This window comes from Parapusillimonas sp. JC17 (assembly GCF_052180245.1).
Lineage (GTDB): Bacteria > Pseudomonadota > Gammaproteobacteria > Burkholderiales > Burkholderiaceae_B > Parapusillimonas.
The window spans coordinates 3,568,362-3,587,629 of record NZ_CP197474.1 but is presented as its reverse complement, the minus strand read 5'-3'; the positions used below and the strand labels follow the sequence as shown (position 1 = coordinate 3,587,629).

Here is a 19,268-nt window from a genome sequence, read left to right as displayed (position 1 = left end):
GAAGCTTCGATGAGCCGTTTTGTATTACGTGGTTTGCTGGGCCTTTCCTTGTGCTCGGCGGCGGGCCTGGCGCTCGCCGCCGGTCCTGATCCGGCCATGCTGGAAAAGGGCAAGGCCATATTCATGAAGGACGCGGTACCCGCCTGTGCCATCTGTCATGCCTTGCAGGACGCGGGCTCGGCCGGTTCCATCGGCCCGGACCTGGACGAGCTCAAGCCCGACCTCGAGCGGGTCAAGAAGGTGCTGGTGGAAGGGGCGGGCACCATGCCGTCATTCGCGGAATCCCTGGATGAGGCATCCAGGGAGGCGGTGGCCGCTTATGTCGTTCACGCCACGGGCGGGCAGTAGGTCCAATAAAAATCAGGGTCAGACCCCGTGCGGGGTCTGACCCTTTTTTAATGATCGGGGGTCAGACCCCGAATGGGGTCTGACCCCAACCCTAACTCTTACCCCATCAATTCCGCGCTGGGATCATCCTTCTTGACCGGCTTGACCAGGTCTTCGCGCTTGATCCCTAGCCACATGGCGATGGCGGCGGCGACGAACACCGACGAATAAATACCGAACCAGATGCCGATGGTCAGGGCCAGCGAGAAGTTGTGCAGCGTCGGGCCGCCGAAGAAGAACATCGACATCACCATCATTTGCGTGGAGCCGTGCGTGATGATGGTCCGCGAAATGTTCTGGGTGATCGACAGGTCGATGATTTCCGACACGGGCATCTTGCGCTGCTTGCGGAAGTTTTCGCGGATCCGGTCCATGACCACCACCGACTCGTTCACCGAGTAGCCCAGCACCGCCAGCACCCCGGCCAGCACGGACAGCGAAAACTCCCACTGGAACAGGGCGAAGAAGCCCAGGATGATCACCACGTCGTGCAAGTTGGCGATGGCGCAGGCCAGTGCAAGCTTCCATTCGAAGCGGAAGCCCAGGTAGATCAGGATGCCGCAGACCACGAACAACAGCGCCATCAGGCCATTGTGCAAGAGTTCCTGGCCCACTTGCGGGCCCACGAACTCAACGCGGCGCAGCTCGGCGTCCGGATGTGCCTGCTGCAGCGCCTGCATCACTTTTTCGCTTTGCTGGCCGGCGTCCTCGCCCTCGCGCGAGGGCAGGCGGATCATGATGTCTTGCGATGTGCCGAAGTTCTGCACCTGGAAATCGGTGTAGCCCAGGCTTTGTATCGAGCTGCGGACGTCATCCACCTGCACGGCTTGCTGGTAATGGACCTCCATCACGGTGCCGCCCGTGAACTCGATGGACAGGTGGAAGCCCCGCACGACGATGAACACCACCGCTGCAACAAAGGTGATCAGGCTGATCAGGTTGAGCACCAGCGCATGCCGCATGAACGGGATGGTGCGATGAATACGAAAAAATTCCATGTTGCTATGCCTGTAGTTGGATGGCGCAGGCACCCGCGGGCGCCTGCGTTCGCATTATTTTTGTCCGGGTTTCCAGATCTGGCCGATCGAGATGCTTTGCAGGCGGCGCCTGTTGCCATAGTACAGATTCACCAGCGCGCGTACCCCGACGACCGACGAGAACATGGAGGTCAGGATCCCGATGCAATGGACCACGGCGAAGCCGCGGATGGGGCCTGTTCCGAATGCCAGCAGGGCGACGCCCACGATCAGGCTGGTCAGGTTCGAGTCGAAGATGGTCGCCCACGCGCGGTCGAAGCCCAGGTGTATGGCCTGCTGAGGCGAAGCGCCGTTGCGCAGTTCTTCGCGGATGCGCTCATTGATGAGCACGTTGGCGTCGATCGCCATGCCTAGCGTGAGCGCGATGGCGGCAATGCCGGGCAGCGTAAGCGTGGCCTGCAGCATGGACAGCACGGCCAGCAGCAGCAATACGTTGAACGTCAGCCCGATGGTCGAGAACAGGCCCATCAGGTGGTAGTAAAGAATGATGAAGATGACGATCGCGATGAAGCCATACAGCGTGGCATTGAAGCCTTGCTTGATGTTGTCGGCGCCCAGGCTTGGGCCGATCGTTCGCTCTTCGATGATTTCCATGGGAGCGGCGAGTGCGCCCGCGCGCAACAGCAGCGCGGTGTCGGCCGCCTCCTGGGCGGTCATGCTGCCGCTGATCTGCACTTGGCCGCCCGGGATCTCGCTGCGGATGACCGGCGCGGTGACCACTTCGCCCTTGCCCTGCTCGAAAAGCACGATGGCCATGCGCTTGTTGATGTTGTCGCGCGTGACATCGCGGAAGATCCGTGCGCCTTTCGAGTCCAGCGTGAGGTTGACGGATGGCTGCTGGGTTTGCTGGTCGCGCCCGGGTTGGGCATCCTGCAGGTTTTCGCCGGTCAGGATGACTTGGCGGCGCAACAGCAAGGGACGGCCGTCGCGATCTTCATAGCGTTCCAGGCCGAAGGGCACGGTGCCGGCCGACAAAGCCGCCATGGCCGAGGGCGAGTCGTCGACCATGCGGATTTCCAGCGTGGCGGTGCGGCCCAGGATTTCCTTGGCCTTGGCGACATCCTGCACGCCCGGGAGCTGGACCACGATGCGATCGGCGCCTTGCTGCTGGATGATGGGTTCGGCCACGCCGAGCTCGTTGATCCGGTTATGCAGCGTGGTGATGTTCTGCTTCAGGGCATTGGTCTGAACCTGCGTGACGGCGGTTTCGGTGAGCCGGCCGGTAAGCAGGAAGCGGCCGCCGTTCTCGCCGCTGGGCGTGAACGCCATGTCGGGCATGGCGCGGCGCAGTTCCGAAATGGCGGCGTCGCGATCGGCAGCGCTGTTGAAGGAAGCGGCCAGCGACATGTCGCTGCGCTCGACACCGGCAAGAGGCACCTTGGCGTCGCGCAGCGCGTTGCGCACATCGCTTGCCAGGGAATCGTAGCGTCCGGTCAGGGCGCCTTTCATGTCGACCTGCAGCAGGAAGTGCACGCCGCCGCGCAGGTCCAGGCCCAGATACATGGGGCGAGCGCCCAGCGAGGACAGCCAGTTGGGCGATGCCGGCAACAGGTTCAGGGCGACGGTGTAATCGGGGTTGGAGGGATCCGGATTGAGTGCTTTCTCGATGATGTCCTTGGCCTTGAGCTGGACGTCGGTCGTTTCAAAGCGTACCCGCACGGTGCCCACCGGGCCGTTCATTTCGAAGAAGGAACCCGTCGGCGTGATGCTGTTTTGCGCAAGAATGCCTTCGACTCTGCTAAGAACATTGTTGTCCACCTTGACCGTGGATTTGGCGCCCGCGACTTGAACGGCAGGCGACTCCCCGAAAAAATTGGGTAGCGTATACAGCAGTCCGATGATCAGGGCCACCAGTACGGCGAGGTATTTCCAGAGTGAATAGCGATTCATTGTCGGTCAACAGGCTATGGCAAAGAAAATGCCCCACAGTTGCGGGGCGCACGCAAAGGATCAAAGCGCCTTGATGGTGCCCTTGGGAAGAACCGAGGTGACGGCAGTGCGCTGTACGATGACCTCGACGGGCTTTTCCGCCAGGGCCGAGACTTCGACCGTGATGTAGCTGTCGCTGACCTTGCTGATCTTGCCCAGCAGGCCGCCGGATGTAATGACTTCGTCGCCTTTGGCGAGGGCGGAGACCATGTTGCGATGCTCTTTCTGACGCTTCATCTGAGGCCGGATCATCAGGAAGTAAAGGATGACGAACATCAGGATGATGGGGAGCATGCCCATCAAGGCGTTCTCGCCGCCCGGGGCAGCCTGGGCGGTAATCAGTGCGAAGGTGTCGATAGGGGCCATCAAATGTACTCCTGAAGGTTTTTTGGTTAACTCTGTATTGTAGCGATATCTTTCTTATTCGATACCGCGAGCTCGATCGCGCTCGAATTTTTGCCGCCATTCATTGAATTCGCCTTTTTCGATGGCTGTACGCATCTCGCTCATGATCGCGAGGTAAAAATGCAGGTTGTGCAGCGTATTCAGGCGCGAACCTGTGATTTCGTTCGACTTCTGCAGATGATGCAGATAAGCGCGCGAAAAATGCCGGCAGGTATGGCATTGGCAGGACGGGTCCAGCGGCCGCGTATCGTCCCGGTAGCGCGCGTTGCGGATCTTTATGTCGCCATAGCGCGTGAAAAGCCAGCCGTTCCGGGCGTTTCGGGTGGGCATCACGCAATCGAACATGTCCACCCCGCGGCTGACGCCTTCCACCAGGTCTTCCGGCGTTCCGACGCCCATGAGATAGCGGGGCGCATGCTGGGGTAGCCGTGGCGCCACGTGCGCCAGCACCCGCATCATGTCCTCCTTGGGTTCGCCGACGGACAGGCCGCCGATGGCATAGCCTTCGAAGCCGATGGCGACCAGGCCGGCCAGCGACTCATCGCGCAGCGACTCGTACATCCCGCCCTGGACGATGCCGAACAGGGCATTGGGATTTTCCTGTTCCTGGAAGGCGGTGCGCGAGCGCCTGGCCCAGCGCAGCGACATGCGCATCGAGCGCGCGGCCTCTTCGGCGGTGGCCGGCTTGCCATCGATGGCGTAGGGCGTGCACTCGTCGAATACCATTGCGATGTCCGAGTTCAGGGCGCGCTGGATGCGCATGGACTCCTCGGGCGTCAGGAACAGCCTTGCGCCGTCGATGGGCGAGGCGAACTTCACGCCTTCCTCGGTGATCTTGCGCAAGCCGTTCAGGCTGAACACCTGGAAGCCGCCGGAATCGGTCAGGATGGGCTTGTTCCATTGCATGAAGCCATGAAGGCCGCCGTGCTTCTGCATGATCTCGGTGCCGGGGCGCAGCCAGAGATGAAAAGTGTTGCCCAATACGATCTGCGCGCCGATCTCTTCGAGCTCATGCGGCAGCATGGCCTTCACGCTTCCGTAAGTGCCCACGGGCATGAAGATGGGGGTCTGGACCACGCCGTGGTTCAGGGTGATTTCTCCACGGCGGGCTGCGCCGTCGGTAGCCAGCAGTTTGAACTGTAGACCGGTCGTCATTGCTTGGGTGTTTCTATGAACATGGCGTCGCCGTAACTGAAGAAGCGATACCGGGATTGGACAGCGTGCTCGTAGGCACGGCGTATGGGCTCCATGCCGGCCAGGGCCGATACCAGCATCAGCAGTGTGGACTGGGGCAGATGGAAGTTGGTGATCAGGGCGTCGACCCAGGCGAACTCGTAGCCCGGCGTGATGAAAAGGCGGGTATCGCCTTCCAACCGACCGGGCGCGGGATCCTGCCGGGCGGCGGATTCCAGTGCCCGGACGCTGGTGGTGCCGACCGCGATGACCCTCCCGCCGGCCGCGCGGGTGGCGCGCACGAGCTCGACCGTTTCCGGTGGGACGCTGTAGCGCTCGGCGTGCATGATGTGCTCGGACAGGTTTTCGGTACGTACCGGCTGGAAGGTGCCGGCGCCCACATGCAGCGTCACGAAGGCACGGGCGACGCCCAGCGCGGAAAGACGGTCCAGCATGGGCTGATCGAAATGCAGGCCGGCGGTGGGCGCCGCCACCGCGCCGGGTTCGCGCGCATACACCGTCTGGTAGCGTTCATCGTCTTCCTGTTCGGCGGCATGTTCTATATAAGGAGGCAGCGGCGTCGCGCCGTGGCGATCGAGCAAGTCCAGGACGCTGGAGGGGAAGGCAAGCTCGAACAGCTCTCCCTGGCGGCCGAGCACGTCGACGGTGAATTGTTCCGCCAGGACCAGCTTGCTGGCCGGCTTGGGCGACTTGCTTGCCTTGACATGGGCGAGCGCCGTAGTGGCGCCGGTGATCCGTTCGACCAGGACCTCGACTTTTCCTCCGCTTTCCTTTCTTCCCATCAGCCTAGCCTTGATGACGCGGGTATCGTTGAAGACGAGAAGGTCTCCCGAGCGTAGCAGCTTGGGAAGATCGATGAAATGCCGGTCGTGCAGCGCCCCCTGCGCGTCCAGGTGCAGCAGGCGGCTGCCTGCACGTTGCTCGGCAGGTGTCTGGGCGATTAATTCCTGGGGGAGCTCGTAGTCGAACTGTGAAAGATGAAGGCTAGGGTTCACGCGAGAATTGGTCTGTGGGAGGCCCGCCGGACGGGCCCGGAATGATTTTGTCCCGGTATTTTAAGCTGCTGCGTGGAAATTCCGCTTCGATGGCATCCAAGCGCGCCGCAGTTTGGTTATGCTGATGGTTTTTCGCGAGCGGGTATTTCATGTTTCTGTTGCTGACGCGGCTGAGCCTGGGCCGCCGGATCCGGTTGTGGGCGAAACGTCTGGGCGCCATTTTCGTGCTGGCGGGCCTGTGGGCCGCGTCGGCGGTGGCGCAAGGCCTGCCCAAGGAATTGGGCGACGCCTGGCGGGCAACGCGCCTTCCCGAAGGGGTGTTGTCCCTGATGGTGAAGGAAGCCGACGGGCCGGTGCTTTTTTCCATCAGTCCCGACACTCCCCGCAATCCCGCTTCCGTCATGAAAATGGTCACGACCTGGACGGCCCTGGCCGGCCTTGGGCCGGACTACACGTGGCGCACGGCCTTCTACGCCAAGGACGGGGGCCGGATCGACGAACAGGGCACGCTCAATGGGCCGCTTTATCTGAAGGCGGCCGGCGATCCCTTGTTGACCATGGAGGAGCTCTGGGGCCTGATGCGCGAACTGCGCCTGCGCGGCATCAAGAATCTGAACGAAGTCATCGTCGACCGTTCCGTGTTCGGCCCGGTAACCATCGATCCAGGCATATTCGACGGCGCGCCGGATCGCCCCTATAACGCCAGTCCGGACGCGATGATGGTGGGCTTGGGCGCCTTGAGGGTGCTTTTTCAGCCGGACCGCGCCGCCCAGAAGTGGCTGCCGGTCCTGGATCCCCCCTTGAAGAGCTATCGGGTGAACGGCGACATCAAATGGAGCAGCGGAACCTGCACCGGCTCGCCTTCCGTGTCCGCCCAGGTTGCCGCCGTGGGCAATGAAATCGTTGTGAACGTCTCCGGGACCGCTGCGGCATCCTGCGGCGAGTTCAGCGTGTACCGGCTCGCGATTTCCCAGCCCGAGTACTTTTCGGCCCTGTTCCAGATGTTGTGGAAAGAGCTGGGCGGCACGCTTGCACGCGGAGTGAAGGAAGGCAAGATGCCCGGCGGACTGCGGCAGGTCGTGTGGCATGATTCGGAAACGCTTGCGGACACCATCCGGCTGATCAACAAACAGAGCAATAATGTCATGGCCCGCACGCTGCTTCTTACACTGGGGGCGCAGATGCACGGCGACGGCGCAACCCCGCAGACAGGAGCCGCTGCGGCGCTTTCGGTGCTGAAGGGCCAGGGCGTCGACACCCGGGGCTGGGTCATCGACAACGGCGCCGGGCTGTCGCGCGAGGGCAGGCTTACGGCGCGGGGGCTGGTCGGCATGCTGGAGGCCGCCTGGCGTTCGCCCATGATGCCCGAATTCATATCGTCGCTGGCGATTTCCGGCGTGGACGGCACCGTGCGCCGGCGCCTGCGCAATGATCAGGCCAAAGGAATGGCCCATCTCAAGACGGGAACTTTGCGCGACGTCAGAGCCTTGGCGGGTTATGTGCTTGGCGCCAGCGGCAAGCGATATATTCTGGTCAGTATCGTCAATGACGAACGCACCGCCGCCGCGCGGCCTTTCGACGACGCCTTGATCAGCTGGCTGGCGGCGCGCTAAGGCTTTTCCGCAGAAAGAATGAAGGAAGAAATTCAATGCCCATACATGAAATACGCCATCCCCTGATACGCCACAAGCTCGGCCTGATGCGCCGCGCGGATCTCAGTACCAAGAATTTCCGGGAGATGGCCCAGGAAATCGCTTCGCTGCTGACCTACGAAGCATCGAAGGATCTGCCGCTGGAACCCGCCACCATCGAGGGCTGGTGCGGTTCCCTGGATGTCGAGAAGCTGGCCGGCAAGAAAGTGACGGTCGTACCTATCTTGCGGGCGGGTATCGGCATGCTCGATGGCGTGCTGAACCTCATTCCCGGAGCCAAGGTAAGCGCGGTCGGAATCGCCCGGAACGAAGAAACCTTCCAGGCACAGACTTATCTCGAACGGCTGGTGGGGCAGCTCGATCAGCGGCTGGCGCTGATCGTCGATCCCATGCTGGCCACGGGCGGGTCCATGGTCGCCACCATCGATCTGCTGAAGAAAGCGGGTTGCCGCAATATCCGCGCCCTTGTGCTGGTGGCGGCACCGGAAGGCATACGGGCGGTCGAAGCCGCGCACCCCGATGTCCATATCTATACGGCATCGATCGACAGCCACCTGAACGAGGACGGCTACATCATTCCGGGCCTGGGCGACGCCGGAGACCGGATCTTCGGCACGCGGCAGAAACCGGTCTGAGGCCAATGGCACTGCTTTAAGAAGTGTGTTGGGGTCAGACCCCGTGCGGGGTCTGACCCCATGCGGGATTTGCGAGCTGTGACGAGGTGTTGTGGGGTCAGACCCCATGTGGGGTCTGACCCCGGGCACAACGTTTGCTTACCGTTTATTCGTTATTTGATGTTGTCCTTCGGTTTGGATACGCTATAGTGAAATTCGGTTTTTCGAACAGGCTCGACACATGCGATTAAGGTGGTCCATCAGCACGGCGGTTCTTTCTTTCGGCTTGGCGTTGCCGGCCTGGGCGGGCCTTTGCCAGGCGCCGTTCATGCACGACGGCGGGCAAACCCAGCTGGTCGGTTCGGGGGCCATGCAGCTGGGTGCGGACCTGACGTTCTCCGACGTCAGCAAGCAGGGGGCCAACGATTGCCAGGCGCGGGTGCGCGGCGTGGCGCGTTTCGGCTTGGCGGGCTTGCCGCCGGGCAAGTCTTCGCTCGATTATTTCATGGTCGTCAAGGATGGCCACGCCAGCTTCGAGCGCGCTGACGATCAGGGCCGACGGGTACCGGTGAAGGGCAAGTTCGATCTTCGCATGCTGGGCCTTTTCGCCTATGGCGATTCCTCGTTGCGCGAGGGGCAGACTTTTCCCGCCTTGCGCTTCCAGATCGATCTCGACAAGAAGGCCGTCGACACCAAGCCTATCGTAGTCCACACCACTGCAAAGACCGTGGGTGCCAGGCAGGTCATCCAGACCTCGGCGGGCGAGCAATCATGCTGGCCCATCAATTACACACGGCGCACCGAAGCCACGCAGGCAAGTTTCAGCGGGCTGGTGCTGCCCATTCCCGCGACGGATTCCGAAGTAACCGATTGGTTCTGTTCCGACCTGCATATGGTCATGAAGCAGGAAAGTCGGCAAAATGGAATTGCTTCGCAAGTCGAAGTCACCCGGTTGCAATAGCGGTGCAACCGATTATTTGTCCACATCCCTTCAGGAGTACACCATGGCAACAAAGAAAAGAGTGCAAGCGACAGAAGATGAATTCATCGAAAGCGTGAAGGAAAGCCTGGACGACGCCGAAAAGCTGCTGCGCGAGGCTGCGGAGGCAACCGGCGAAAAGGCGACCGAACTGCGCGAAAGCGCGATGCGCTCTCTGAAACGTACCCGCGAGGCGCTGTACGACACGCAAGACGCACTTTTGGAGCGCGGGCGCAAGGCAGCCCGGGCCACCGACGACTACGTGCACGACAATCCATGGCAGGCCATCGGCATGGCGGGCCTGGCCGGTGTTCTGATCGGCGCGCTGATCTGCCGTCGTTGATCTGCGCCGCTGGCGTCCAGCGGTATCCACCAACATGAAGAAAGAGGCAGCTTATGGCCCTACGTCAATCAGTCGGTGACCTCGCCTGCACCCTGTTGTCCATCGTCCGAACGCGCATGGAGCTGTTTTCGCTGGAGGCGACGGAGCAGAAGGGGCGGCTCGTCGTGCTGATGGGGCTTACGGCTGCCGCTCTCCTTTTCTTGACCCTCGCGGTCTTGGTCTTTTCCATCGCCGTGGCCGTGTACTTCTGGCCTACCGACCAGCGCTATATGGCGTTGTACATTTTGGCCGCGTGCTATCTCATCCTCGGCATAGGCTTTCTATTGGCCGTCCGAAGCAAGCTGGTCCATGGTGCCATGCCGTTTGCGGCCACCATCGATGAACTGCGGCGCGACCTCGCCCTGGCGGAGCGTCTGCGCGAGCCGTCCGATTCATCCAGGGCGGGTCGTGAGCCCTTGGGTGCGAAGGAGCTTCCATGAGCAAAGGTATGAGCGCCAAAGACCGCGCCTTGAAGATCGAGCTGGCCCGGGTACGCGCGGCGCTTGAACGCCAGAGCCTGGTGCGCAGCGCACGCGATGTCGGTGCCGACCTGCGGCCCGGCGCACTGTTGCGCGGCGTTCTGCCTTCTTCGGGCGGGGGAAGCTCGGTTTCCCACTGGCTTGCCCAGGCGGTATCCCTGACCCGCCGCTATCCCTTGCTCACGTCCGGCGTCACCGCGCTGCTGTCTGGCCGCGGAAAGCGCCGGCGCCTGCTGCGCATTGCCGGCGGCCTGCTCCTGAGCTGGGGCATGGCCAAAGTAGCGAAGTCCAGGAAGGATACTGGGGTCAGACCCCGCATGGGGTCTGACCCCTTTTAAGCGTCGGCGGAGTCAGACCCAGGCTACCCGTTAAATAGGGGGTCAGACCCCGTACGGGGTCTGACCCCTTTGTCAGCTCCCTTTCTACAGCCCGAGCTCGCCCCACATGGCGTCCACCTTCGCTTTCACCGACGCGTCCATGACAATGGGTGTGCCCCATTCCCTTTGCGTTTCGCCCGGCCATTTATTGGTGGCATCCAGCCCCATCTTGCCGCCCAGGCCTGACACCGGCGATGCGAAGTCCAGATAGTCTATGGGGGTGTTCTCGACCAGCACGGTGTCGCGCACCGGATCCATGCGCGTGGTCATGGCCCAGACGACTTCCTTCCAGTCCCTGACGTTCACGTCTTCGTCCACCACGATGATGAACTTGGTGTACATGAATTGCCGCAGGACACTCCAGAGGCCGAACATGACGCGCTTTGCGTGGCCGGGGTACTGCTTGCGCATGGATACCACGGCCAGGCGGTAGCTGCAGCCTTCCGGAGGAAGATAGAAGTCCACGATTTCCGGCAACTGGCGTTTCAGCAGGGGGACGAAGACTTCGTTCAGCGCCACCCCCAGCACTGCCGGCTCGTCGGGCGGCTTGCCCGTGTAGGTGCTGTGAAAAATGGGATTGCGACGCATGGTGATGCGCTCGACCGTGAAGACGGGGAACCAGTCCTGCTCGTTATAGTAGCCGGTGTGATCGCCGTAGGGGCCTTCGAGCGCCATTTCGTAGCGCGTGTCGGCGGGGCCGGCATTGCCCTCGGGCACGGCGGGCGGTCGCGCGCGGGCATCGGTCGAGGGTAGGATGTGGCCTTCCAGGATGATCTCCGCGTATGCCGGTACGGATAGTTCACTGCCCAGCGCTTTCGCGACCTCGGTCCGTGAACCGCGCAGCAGGCCCGCGAACTGGTATTCCGACAGGCTGTCCGGGACGGGCGTCACGGCGCCGAGGATGGTGGCCGGGTCGGCGCCCAGTGCAACGGCGATCGGAAAAGGCGTACCCGGATGGGCCAGCGAGTGGTCGCGGAAATCCAGGGCGCCGCCGCGATGCGACAGCCAGCGCATGATCAGCTTGTTTCGTCCCAGCTGCTGCTGCCTGTAGATGCCCAGGTTCTGGCGGCGCGCGTTCGGACCGCGCGTGATGACCAGGCCCCAGGTGAGCAGCGGCGCCACGTCTCCCGGCCAGCAGTGCTGCAGGGGGATGCGGTCCAGGTCGACGTCGTCGCCTTCCAGGACGATTTCCTGGCAGGGCGGATTCCTGACGGTCTTGGGGCTCATGTCCCACAGCGCGGACTTGAGCTTGGAAACGGTGGCAAGCGCGTCGCGCAGGCCGCGCGGCGCCTCGGGCTCGCGCAGGGTCGCCAGCAGTTCGCCGGTGTCGCGAAGCGCTGCCGTGTCGTCGGCGCCCATGCCCCAGGCCACCCGTTGCGGCGTGCCGAACAGGTTGGCCAGCACGGGCATGCCGGCGGGCGTGTCGCCGTGGACCGGGTTCTCGAACAGCAGGGCGGGGCCTTCGGCGCGAAGGACGCGGTCGCAGATCTCGGTCATCTCGAGTTTGGTCGACACCGCCGTTTTGATGCGCTTGAGCTGGCCCGCGCGTTCGAGTTGCCCGATGAAGTCTCTCAGATCACGATATTTCACAGAAATTGGCCCGTTCGGTTACATTGCGGAACCGTAGAAGGTTAACATCCACTGTCGCTATTTTATTGGGATGGGGCGCATGGCAGCCGTTAATTCCGAGAATCTGCTCAATCGATCCGCAAGAGGGCTGGTGAGCTGGCTGGGTGAGTTCGTACACGTATGCGCCATTTACCTGGGCATCGCCGTGCTGGTCACCGCCGTGCTCGGCATGACGGTTCCTTCGCTGCGTCTGCAGGTAGCGCAGGTCTATGATGCGGTCGTGCTTGCGCTTCGGCCCGATGGCTTCAAGCAGGACCTGCTGTCCATTTACGGTGCGGCCTACGGCGATGGGCTTTTTTATACCGACGAAAAAGGGGCCCGGTCGGATGCCGCGGACGTGTCCGCCGTCGATGCGCTCAAACCCGCCGCAACGTCGATCCTGAGCTTCAGCGCGGCGCTCAGGGCTTCCATTGCGGGCCAGCATGTCACGGGCATGACGTCGACGCAGTTCCAGGCGTTGCGCAGCTATATCGCCCGCAAATACCGGATTGCGCAGAGCGTGGCGGGCGCCATCGTCAATACGGCCTTCATCGTGGGGCAGGAAAAAAATCTGGACCCTCAGTTGATCCTCGCGGTAATCGCCATCGAGTCGCGCTATAACCCTTACGCCGAGAGCCATGTGGGGGCGCAGGGCTTGATGCAGGTCATGACCAGTGTGCATCGGGATAAATTCGAATCCTTCGACGAGGGCCTGATCGCCGCGCTCACGCCCATCGCGAACATACGGGTGGGCGTGCAGATCCTGCACGACTGCATCAAGCGCCGGGGCTCGCTGGAGGGCGGTCTTGCCTGTTATGTGGGCGCCACGGGCCCCAGCGACGGCGGCTACGGCGCCAAGGTGCTGGCGGAGCGCCGCCGCATCGCATTGGCCTCTGGCATCCCCGTGGGCCGTTAACGGCCCAGGAAGCGCTCGATGCGCTCGATGGCTTCCTGCAAGCGGTCCAAGCCGGTTGCATACGAGAAGCGCATGGTATGGGCGGCATGCGCAGGGCCGAAATCCATGCCCGGGACGGCGGCAACGCCTGCTTCGTGCAGCAGGCGATGCGAGAAGTCCGTGCTGTCCTGGCTGTGCCGCCGGATGTCGGCATAGATATAGAAGGCGCCGTCCGGCGTGACCGGAACATGCAGTCCCAGGCGCTCGAACTCGGGCAGCAGGTAGTCCCGCCGCTGCTTGAACGACAGGCGCCGCTTCTCGTAGACCTGCATGACTTCGGGGTCGAAGCAGGTAAGCGCAGCGTGCTGAGCAAGGGCGGGGGCGCAGATCGCCAGGCTGGCCGCCAGCTTTTCGACGGCTGCCAGCATATGGGGCGGCACCATCATCCAGCCCAGCCGCCAGCCCGTCATGTGGAAATACTTCGAGAAACTGTTGATGACGATGATGCTGTCATCGAGCGTCAGCGCGCTGAGCGGGCGGTCGTCGTAATACAGGCCAAGATAGATTTCGTCCATGATCACGAAGCCGTCGCGCTGCTTGACTTCGGCAATCAGTTCCTTGAGGTCGTCGCGCGCGATGCTCGCGCCGGTGGGATTGCTGGGCGAGGCGATCAGCACGCCTTTGGTGTTGGGGCCCCAGTGTTCGCGAACGTCGGCGGCATCGAGCTGGAACCGCTTTTCCGGTGTGGACGGAATCAAGCGCGGCATCCCGCCCGCGGCCATGATGAAGTTCTGGTTTGCCGGGTAGGAAGGATCCGGCATGAGGATCTCGTCACCTGGGTTGATCAGGGCCATGGCGGCAAGCAACAGCGCGCCCGAGGCGCCGGAGGTGACGACGATGCGGGACGGATCTACGGCCGCGCCGAAGCTTTGCTGATAGTAATGGGCGATTGCGTCGCGCAGCGGGGAAATGCCCGAAGGCGGAGTGTATCCGCTCAGCCCGGCTTGGGCCGCGCGGTGCATGGTTTCCACGACCTGTGGCGGCGCCGTAAAATCGGGTTCGCCTATGCCCAGGCTGATCACATCCCGGCCCTGCGCGTTCAGGACGCTGGCCTGTTTGAATAGTTCCACGGCGTAGAATGGCATCACTTGTTCAGTGCGCTTGGCAAGGCGGGGCATAAGGCAAAGATTCCAGGCAAAAAGCAAGATTGTAAGCCGGTGTGCCCGAATATGCGCAGGCGGATTTCAGTACAAAGGATACAGACATGCAGTCCAGCTCTCGCCGAGCTTTCCTGACGGGGCGCCGCGGCGCCCAAACTCCCTGGGAGGCGTTCTGCCGCGGCATGCGCCATGCGGTCGAAGGCTCGTTTTTCGAGTTTGAACTACCAGGCTCGGAACACAGCGCAAGACTCATTCCCAAACAGGCCGCGGATGTCCACCATGCGCGCAAGCTGTGCGCCGACCACGGCGTTCTGTTCGCGCTCGACGGCGTCCCGCAGGCGGCCAGGCTGGATGAACAGCCGGTGTTGTGGGTGGAACCGGGACGCGATCTCGGCGCCTGCCGGCAACTGGAAGCCGGCAGCAGCAAATGGTTCGTGCAGCCGGGCTGCCTGCTGGGGGAATTGGAAGCGGCCGGACTGAGCCAGTTCAGCGACATGCCCTGCCATATATCCGTGGCCGCATGGCTTGCGGACCGCACGCTGTGCGACTGGGAGACCGGAGCAACGGCGAAGTCCGGCATCGTACACGCCTCGGTGCTGCTTGCCGACGGGTCGAGCGTGAGCCTGGGCGCTTTCGGCGAGCAAAACACCAAGCCGCTGCAGGGCGCGCGCTTGCAACGGCTCATACCGGCGCTGTTCCAGCTCGCGGGCGGATCGGACGCCCAGGCTTGCCGGCAGTCGAGTCGCTGGCCGGCGCGCTATCGGCTCGATGCGCTGCTGCCGGCGCCGGGGCAGGTCGTCAATCTGGCTCATCTTTTGCTGGGCCATGGCGGCGACCTCGGCTGGGTCGAATGGGTTGTCATCGATCAGCGGCTTGCAGAACCCATGGGCGAACAGCCTTATTCGGAACGCTATACATGCCGGCGCGCGGACGATTGCGGTGTCGGCTTGCATGCGAGCGAACTCGATGCGGGGGTAAAGTCCATGTTCGACCCGACTTCGCAATTGCCGTTCCCCGGCCAGGATTTATGAACGCAAAGCGCGATTTTTGATATTCCTGGACAGGGTCAAGCGATAGAATGTGCTCTGGTACAACCTTTAAAAGCACGCCATCATGGAAGAAACCCTGCGTAAAGCGGCCCTCGAATATCACGAGCACGGGCGCCCGGGAAAGATCTCGGTCACTCCCACCAAGCAGTTGTCCAATCAACGCGATCTGGCCCTGGCCTATTCGCCAGGGGTGGCGGCCGCGTGCGAGGAAATCCTGGATGATGCCCGCAACGCCTTCCGCTATACCGGCCGCGGCAATCTGGTGGGGGTCATCACCAACGGCACGGCGGTGCTGGGTCTGGGCAATATAGGCGCGCTGGCCTCCAAGCCCGTGATGGAAGGCAAGGCGGTGCTGTTCAAGAAGTTCGCCGGCATCGATGTCTTCGATATCGAGATCAACGAAACCGATCCGGACAAGCTCGTCGACATCATCGCCGGGCTGGAACCCACCTTCGGCGGCATCAACCTCGAGGACATCAAGGCGCCTGAATGCTTCCAGGTCGAGCGCAAGCTGCGCGAGCGCATGAACATCCCGGTGTTCCACGACGACCAGCACGGCACGGCCATTTGCGTGTCGGCCGCATTCATCAATGGGCTTCAAGTGGTCGGCAAGGACATCGGCAAGGTCAAGGTGGTGGTGTCGGGCGCCGGCGCGGCGGCGCTTGCCTGTCTGGACCTCATGGTCGATCTGGGCCTGCCGCTGGAAAACATCTGGGTGTCCGATATAGAAGGCGTGGTGTACAAGGGCCGGACGGCGCTCATGGACCCCGACAAAGAGCGATTCGCGCAGGATACGTCCGCGCGCAAGCTGGGAGAGATCATCGACGGGGCGGACGTATTCCTGGGCCTGTCGGCCGGCGGCGTGCTCAAGCCCGAAATGGTCGCACGCATGGCGGCGCGGCCGCTCGTGCTGGCGCTGGCCAATCCCAATCCCGAGATCCTGCCCGAGGATGCGCACGCCGTGCGGGACGACGTCGTCATGGCCACGGGCCGCTCCGACTACCCCAACCAGGTCAACAACGTGCTGTGCTTTCCGTACATATTCCGGGGCGCACTGGATGTCGGGGCAACAACCATTACGCGCGGTATGGAAAAGGCGGCCGTCATGGCGATCTGCAAGCTTGCGCGCGAAGAGCAGAACGACGTCGTAGCAGCCGCTTACGGTACTTATGGCGTGTCGTTCGGCCCTGAATATTTCATACCCAAGCCCTTCGACCCGCGCCTGATCGTGCGCATCGGCGTGGCGGTCGCCCAGGCGGCCATGGATGACGGCGTGGCGACGCGGCCGCTCGCCGACATCGAAAGCTATGCCGAACAGCTGCAGCAATTCGTCTATCGTTCGGGTTCCTTCATGAAGCCGCTGTTCTCGACGGCCCGACGCATCGTGCGCGAGGGCGGGAAGTCGCGCATCGTCTTCACCGAAGGCGAGGACGAGCGCGTGCTGCGCGCGGTGCAGATCGTCGTCGACGAGAAACTGGCCCGCCCCATACTTGTCGGGCGGCCTTCCGTGCTGGCCGATCGCATCCAGAAGTTCGGCCTGCGCATTCGGCTGGGCCATGACGTCGAGGTCACCAATCCCGATTACGACGAACGGTTCCATCGCTACTGGACGACGTATTGGGAAATCATGTGCCGCCGCGGCATCAGCAAGGAAATGGCGCGTGTCGAGATGCGCCGCCGCCTGACCCTGATCGGCGCCATGATGGTTCACCTGGGCGACGCGGACGGCATGGTCTGCGGCACCGTCGGCGCATACGCCGATCACCTGCGCTTCATCGACGAAGTCATCGGCAAGGCGCCCGGCACCAAGACCTACGCCGCCATGAACATCCTGCTTCTGGCCGAGCGCACCTTGGCGCTTGCCGATACGCACATCAACGACAATCCCGATGCCGAGCAGATCGCCGAGATAGCGATGGCGGCCGCGGCGGAAATGCGCCGCCTGAACATGGAGCCCAAGGTCGCTTTGCTGTCGCGCTCCAACTTCGGCACGGGCAGCTCCTCGTCGGGCGCCAAGATGAAGCAGGCGCTGGCGCTGGTGCGCGAGCGCGAGCCCGAGCTCGAGATCGATGGCGAAATGCACGGCGACTGCGCACTCGATGAAGCTTTGCGCCAGCGCATCCTCCCGTCCACCAGCCTGCACGGGGAGGCCAATCTGTTGATCTGTCCCAATGTGGATTCGGGCAACATCGCCTACAACCTCCTGAAGACGGCCGCGGGCGGCAATGTGGCCGTAGGGCCCTTCCTGCTGGGCGCCAATGCGCCCGTACATATCCTCACGTCCAGTTCGACGGTGCGGCGTATCGTGAATATGGCCGCGCTGACCGTGGTAGATGCCAACACACCGCGCGGCTGAAGGGGTTCGCGCACCCGCAGCCTCGGTCGGGCTGGTCCTGACCGGCGGCGGCGCGCGCGCGGCCTATCAGGCAGGCGTCCTGGCGGGAGTCATGGAGATCCTGAATCCCGGGCGCAGCCCCGAGTTCACCAGCCCGTTCGATGTCATCACCGGCTCATCCGCAGGCGCCATCAACGCCGTGTCGCTGGCCTGTCATGCCCACGATCCGCAAGCCGGCCTGGACAGGCTGGAAGCATTGTGGGGCAGCATCTGCACCGGACAGGTCTATCACGCCGATCCCCTGCGGCTGGCGCGCACCGGCCTGCGCTGGTTCGCCATGCTGGCGGTGGGCTGGCTGTTTCCCGATTTGCGCAATCGGCAGCCGCGGTCATTGCTGGACAACGAGCCACTGGGAGAACTGCTGGGCGCCACCCTGAATTTCGACCAGCTCCGCGCCAATCTCGATTCCGGCATCCTGCAGGCACTGGCCGTGACCGCCGCCGCCTATACGACGGGCGAGCACTTGACCTTCTATCAATCACGAGGCACGATCAAGCCCTGGAGACGCTCGCTGCGCCAGGCCGTACCCTGCAGTATCGGGGTCGACCACCTGATGGCCTCCAGCGCCATCCCCTTCGTCTTCCCCGCCCAGGCCATCCTGGTCGGAGGGCGCACATACTGGTGCGGCGACGGCTCCATGCGGCAACTGGCTCCCATGAGCGCAGCCATACATCTCGGTGCCAAAAAAATCATGGTGATCGGCACCGGCTTCAAGGACGACACGCATACTGAAGAACGACAGACCGATCCAAAATATCCAACGCTGGCGCAAATCGGCGGGCATGCCTTGTCGAATATTTTCCTGGATAGCGTCTCGATGGATGTAGAGCGTATGCAACGTATCAATCACTTGCTTGCGCAACTGCCGGCGAATGTATTAAAAAGCGAGTCGCTGCGCTTGGTGAGCACGCTGGTGGTGACGCCGAGCCGGTCCCTGGACGAAATTGCATTGGCTCATTTCACGCAGATACCGCGAGCGGCGCGTACCCTTTTTCGCGTTCTCGGTGTATCGTCTGCTTCCGGGCCCACGACAGGCGGTTCCCTGCTGTCGTATTTGCTGTTCGAAGCAAGCTATACGCAGGAACTCATACGCCTGGGGCGGTCTGACAGTCTGAGCCGTATTGAAGAAGTCAAAGCGTTTTTCAAGGAGACGCCCGAATGAGCCAAGCGCAGTCGTTGCAGACTACATTGCAAAAAGGCGGTTTGATCGATGTTTCTGCCGTCTCTCAGTCTGAGGCCATCTCCGCCGCCAAAGCAGCCGGCATGACGGCGTTGGTGGTCGATTGCGACCGCGCGCGCAGCCGCTCGGCGGTCTTGCGCGCGGTAGTGAAAGCCGTGGACTTTCCCGAATTTTTCGGCGGCAATCTCGACGCCTTGTACGATTGCCTGTGCGACACCGTGCTCGATCACAAGCAGGGCCTGTTCCTGTGGTTCCATAATCTGCATTCCGGGGACCCCGCGCTGGCCGAGGATTCCGTCGCCATCCTGGCGGTATGCAAGGACGTCGTCGACTTCGCCGCCAACAACGACCGGCATTTCGCCTACGGGGTCGTGCATGCGGGCAAGCATCCCGATCCCGAGCCGGGTGTAGAGCCGACGCCGTATTCAGGCGGAGATTCCTGAACTTGGGGGGTCAGACCCCGTACGGGGTCTGACCCCTTGACCTTCTTCAGCAGCCGTGCCGCGTGGGGGTCAGACCCCGTACGGGGTCTGACCCCTTTCCTCATTCCG

The 19,268-nt window shown here is 62.6% G+C and carries 19 protein-coding genes; 12 read left to right on the top strand and 7 right to left on the bottom strand.

Annotation, left to right across the window (positions count from 1 at the left end):
- Positions 1-9: 9 nt before the first annotated feature.
- Positions 10-348 carry a SorU family sulfite dehydrogenase c-type cytochrome subunit gene (gene sorU / locus ACSBPU_RS17310; protein ID WP_442593117.1) on the top strand — a complete coding sequence of 113 codons (339 nt, stop codon included), beginning with the start codon at positions 10-12 and terminating at the stop codon, positions 346-348.
- Between the two features lie 98 nt (positions 349-446).
- Here sorU and secF read toward each other — a convergent pair whose 3' ends face one another.
- Genes secF through queA form a run of 5 tightly spaced genes read right to left on the bottom strand, consistent with a single transcriptional unit; the run spans position 447 to position 5,947 of the window.
- A complete protein-coding gene (gene secF / locus ACSBPU_RS17305; protein ID WP_180066600.1) occupies positions 447-1,385 on the bottom strand; it encodes a protein translocase subunit SecF in 939 nt (312 codons plus the stop codon).
- 54 nt (positions 1,386-1,439) lie between these two features.
- Positions 1,440-3,314 (bottom strand): protein translocase subunit SecD, encoded by a 1,875-nt coding sequence (gene secD, locus ACSBPU_RS17300; RefSeq protein WP_442593116.1) that lies wholly within the window; start codon positions 3,312-3,314, stop codon positions 1,440-1,442.
- A 60-nt stretch (positions 3,315-3,374) separates the two neighbouring features.
- On the bottom strand, positions 3,375-3,719 hold the full coding sequence (gene yajC / locus ACSBPU_RS17295; RefSeq protein ID WP_180066595.1) for a preprotein translocase subunit YajC: 345 nt from the start codon (positions 3,717-3,719) through the stop codon (positions 3,375-3,377).
- Between the two features lie 54 nt (positions 3,720-3,773).
- Positions 3,774-4,913, bottom strand: coding sequence for a tRNA guanosine(34) transglycosylase Tgt (tgt, locus tag ACSBPU_RS17290; protein WP_442593115.1), 1,140 nt, complete (start codon positions 4,911-4,913; stop codon positions 3,774-3,776).
- A complete protein-coding gene (gene queA, locus ACSBPU_RS17285) occupies positions 4,910-5,947 on the bottom strand; it encodes a tRNA preQ1(34) S-adenosylmethionine ribosyltransferase-isomerase QueA (protein ID WP_442593114.1) in 1,038 nt (345 codons plus the stop codon). Before queA ends, tgt begins: the two co-directional genes overlap by 4 nt.
- A gap of 149 nt (positions 5,948-6,096) precedes the next feature.
- Between queA and dacB the strand changes: the two genes are divergently transcribed.
- The 6 genes from dacB (at position 6,097) to ACSBPU_RS17255 (ending at position 10,391) form a co-directional block, all read left to right on the top strand.
- Positions 6,097-7,560: a D-alanyl-D-alanine carboxypeptidase/D-alanyl-D-alanine endopeptidase gene (gene dacB / locus ACSBPU_RS17280; protein ID WP_442593113.1), complete on the top strand. Its 1,464-nt coding sequence runs from the start codon at positions 6,097-6,099 to the stop codon at positions 7,558-7,560.
- A gap of 35 nt (positions 7,561-7,595) precedes the next feature.
- A complete protein-coding gene (gene upp / locus ACSBPU_RS17275; protein WP_180066586.1) occupies positions 7,596-8,234 on the top strand; it encodes a uracil phosphoribosyltransferase in 639 nt (212 codons plus the stop codon).
- A gap of 220 nt (positions 8,235-8,454) precedes the next feature.
- Positions 8,455-9,174 carry a hypothetical protein gene (locus ACSBPU_RS17270; protein ID WP_442593112.1) on the top strand — a complete coding sequence of 240 codons (720 nt, stop codon included), beginning with the start codon at positions 8,455-8,457 and terminating at the stop codon, positions 9,172-9,174.
- A 43-nt stretch (positions 9,175-9,217) separates the two neighbouring features.
- Positions 9,218-9,535, top strand: coding sequence for a DUF883 family protein (locus tag ACSBPU_RS17265; RefSeq protein WP_180066582.1), 318 nt, complete (start codon positions 9,218-9,220; stop codon positions 9,533-9,535).
- 53 nt (positions 9,536-9,588) lie between these two features.
- Positions 9,589-10,014 (top strand): phage holin family protein, encoded by a 426-nt coding sequence (locus ACSBPU_RS17260; RefSeq protein ID WP_180066580.1) that lies wholly within the window; start codon positions 9,589-9,591, stop codon positions 10,012-10,014.
- Positions 10,011-10,391, top strand: a complete 381-nt coding sequence (locus ACSBPU_RS17255) for a hypothetical protein (RefSeq protein WP_180066578.1) — start codon at positions 10,011-10,013, stop codon at positions 10,389-10,391. The genes ACSBPU_RS17260 and ACSBPU_RS17255 overlap by 4 nt, the downstream gene beginning before the upstream one ends.
- A gap of 84 nt (positions 10,392-10,475) precedes the next feature.
- On the opposite strand, the gene ACSBPU_RS17250 is transcribed toward ACSBPU_RS17255, so the two are convergent.
- Entirely contained in the window at positions 10,476-12,020 is a 1,545-nt protein-coding gene (locus ACSBPU_RS17250; RefSeq protein WP_442593111.1) for a UbiD family decarboxylase, read from the bottom strand.
- 79 nt (positions 12,021-12,099) lie between these two features.
- Here ACSBPU_RS17250 and ACSBPU_RS17245 point away from each other — a divergent pair, with 79 nt between their 5' ends.
- Positions 12,100-12,954, top strand: coding sequence for a transglycosylase SLT domain-containing protein (locus tag ACSBPU_RS17245; RefSeq protein WP_442593110.1), 855 nt, complete (start codon positions 12,100-12,102; stop codon positions 12,952-12,954).
- Here ACSBPU_RS17245 and ACSBPU_RS17240 read toward each other — a convergent pair.
- A complete protein-coding gene (locus ACSBPU_RS17240; RefSeq protein ID WP_442593109.1) occupies positions 12,951-14,111 on the bottom strand; it encodes a pyridoxal phosphate-dependent aminotransferase in 1,161 nt (386 codons plus the stop codon). The genes ACSBPU_RS17245 and ACSBPU_RS17240 overlap by 4 nt on opposite strands.
- A gap of 86 nt (positions 14,112-14,197) precedes the next feature.
- On the opposite strand from ACSBPU_RS17240, the gene ACSBPU_RS17235 reads away from it, so the two are divergent.
- From ACSBPU_RS17235 to ACSBPU_RS17220, 4 genes are all read left to right on the top strand, one after another.
- Positions 14,198-15,124: a hypothetical protein gene (locus tag ACSBPU_RS17235; RefSeq protein ID WP_442593108.1), complete on the top strand. Its 927-nt coding sequence runs from the start codon at positions 14,198-14,200 to the stop codon at positions 15,122-15,124.
- A gap of 82 nt (positions 15,125-15,206) precedes the next feature.
- Positions 15,207-17,498 (top strand): NADP-dependent malic enzyme, encoded by a 2,292-nt coding sequence (locus ACSBPU_RS17230; protein ID WP_180066570.1) that lies wholly within the window; start codon positions 15,207-15,209, stop codon positions 17,496-17,498.
- A complete protein-coding gene (locus ACSBPU_RS17225; RefSeq protein WP_442593107.1) occupies positions 17,476-18,699 on the top strand; it encodes a patatin-like phospholipase family protein in 1,224 nt (407 codons plus the stop codon). Before ACSBPU_RS17230 ends, ACSBPU_RS17225 begins: the two co-directional genes overlap by 23 nt.
- Positions 18,696-19,160 (top strand): barstar family protein, encoded by a 465-nt coding sequence (locus tag ACSBPU_RS17220; RefSeq protein ID WP_180066566.1) that lies wholly within the window; start codon positions 18,696-18,698, stop codon positions 19,158-19,160. The genes ACSBPU_RS17225 and ACSBPU_RS17220 overlap by 4 nt, the downstream gene beginning before the upstream one ends.
- Positions 19,161-19,268: the final 108 nt, after the last annotated feature.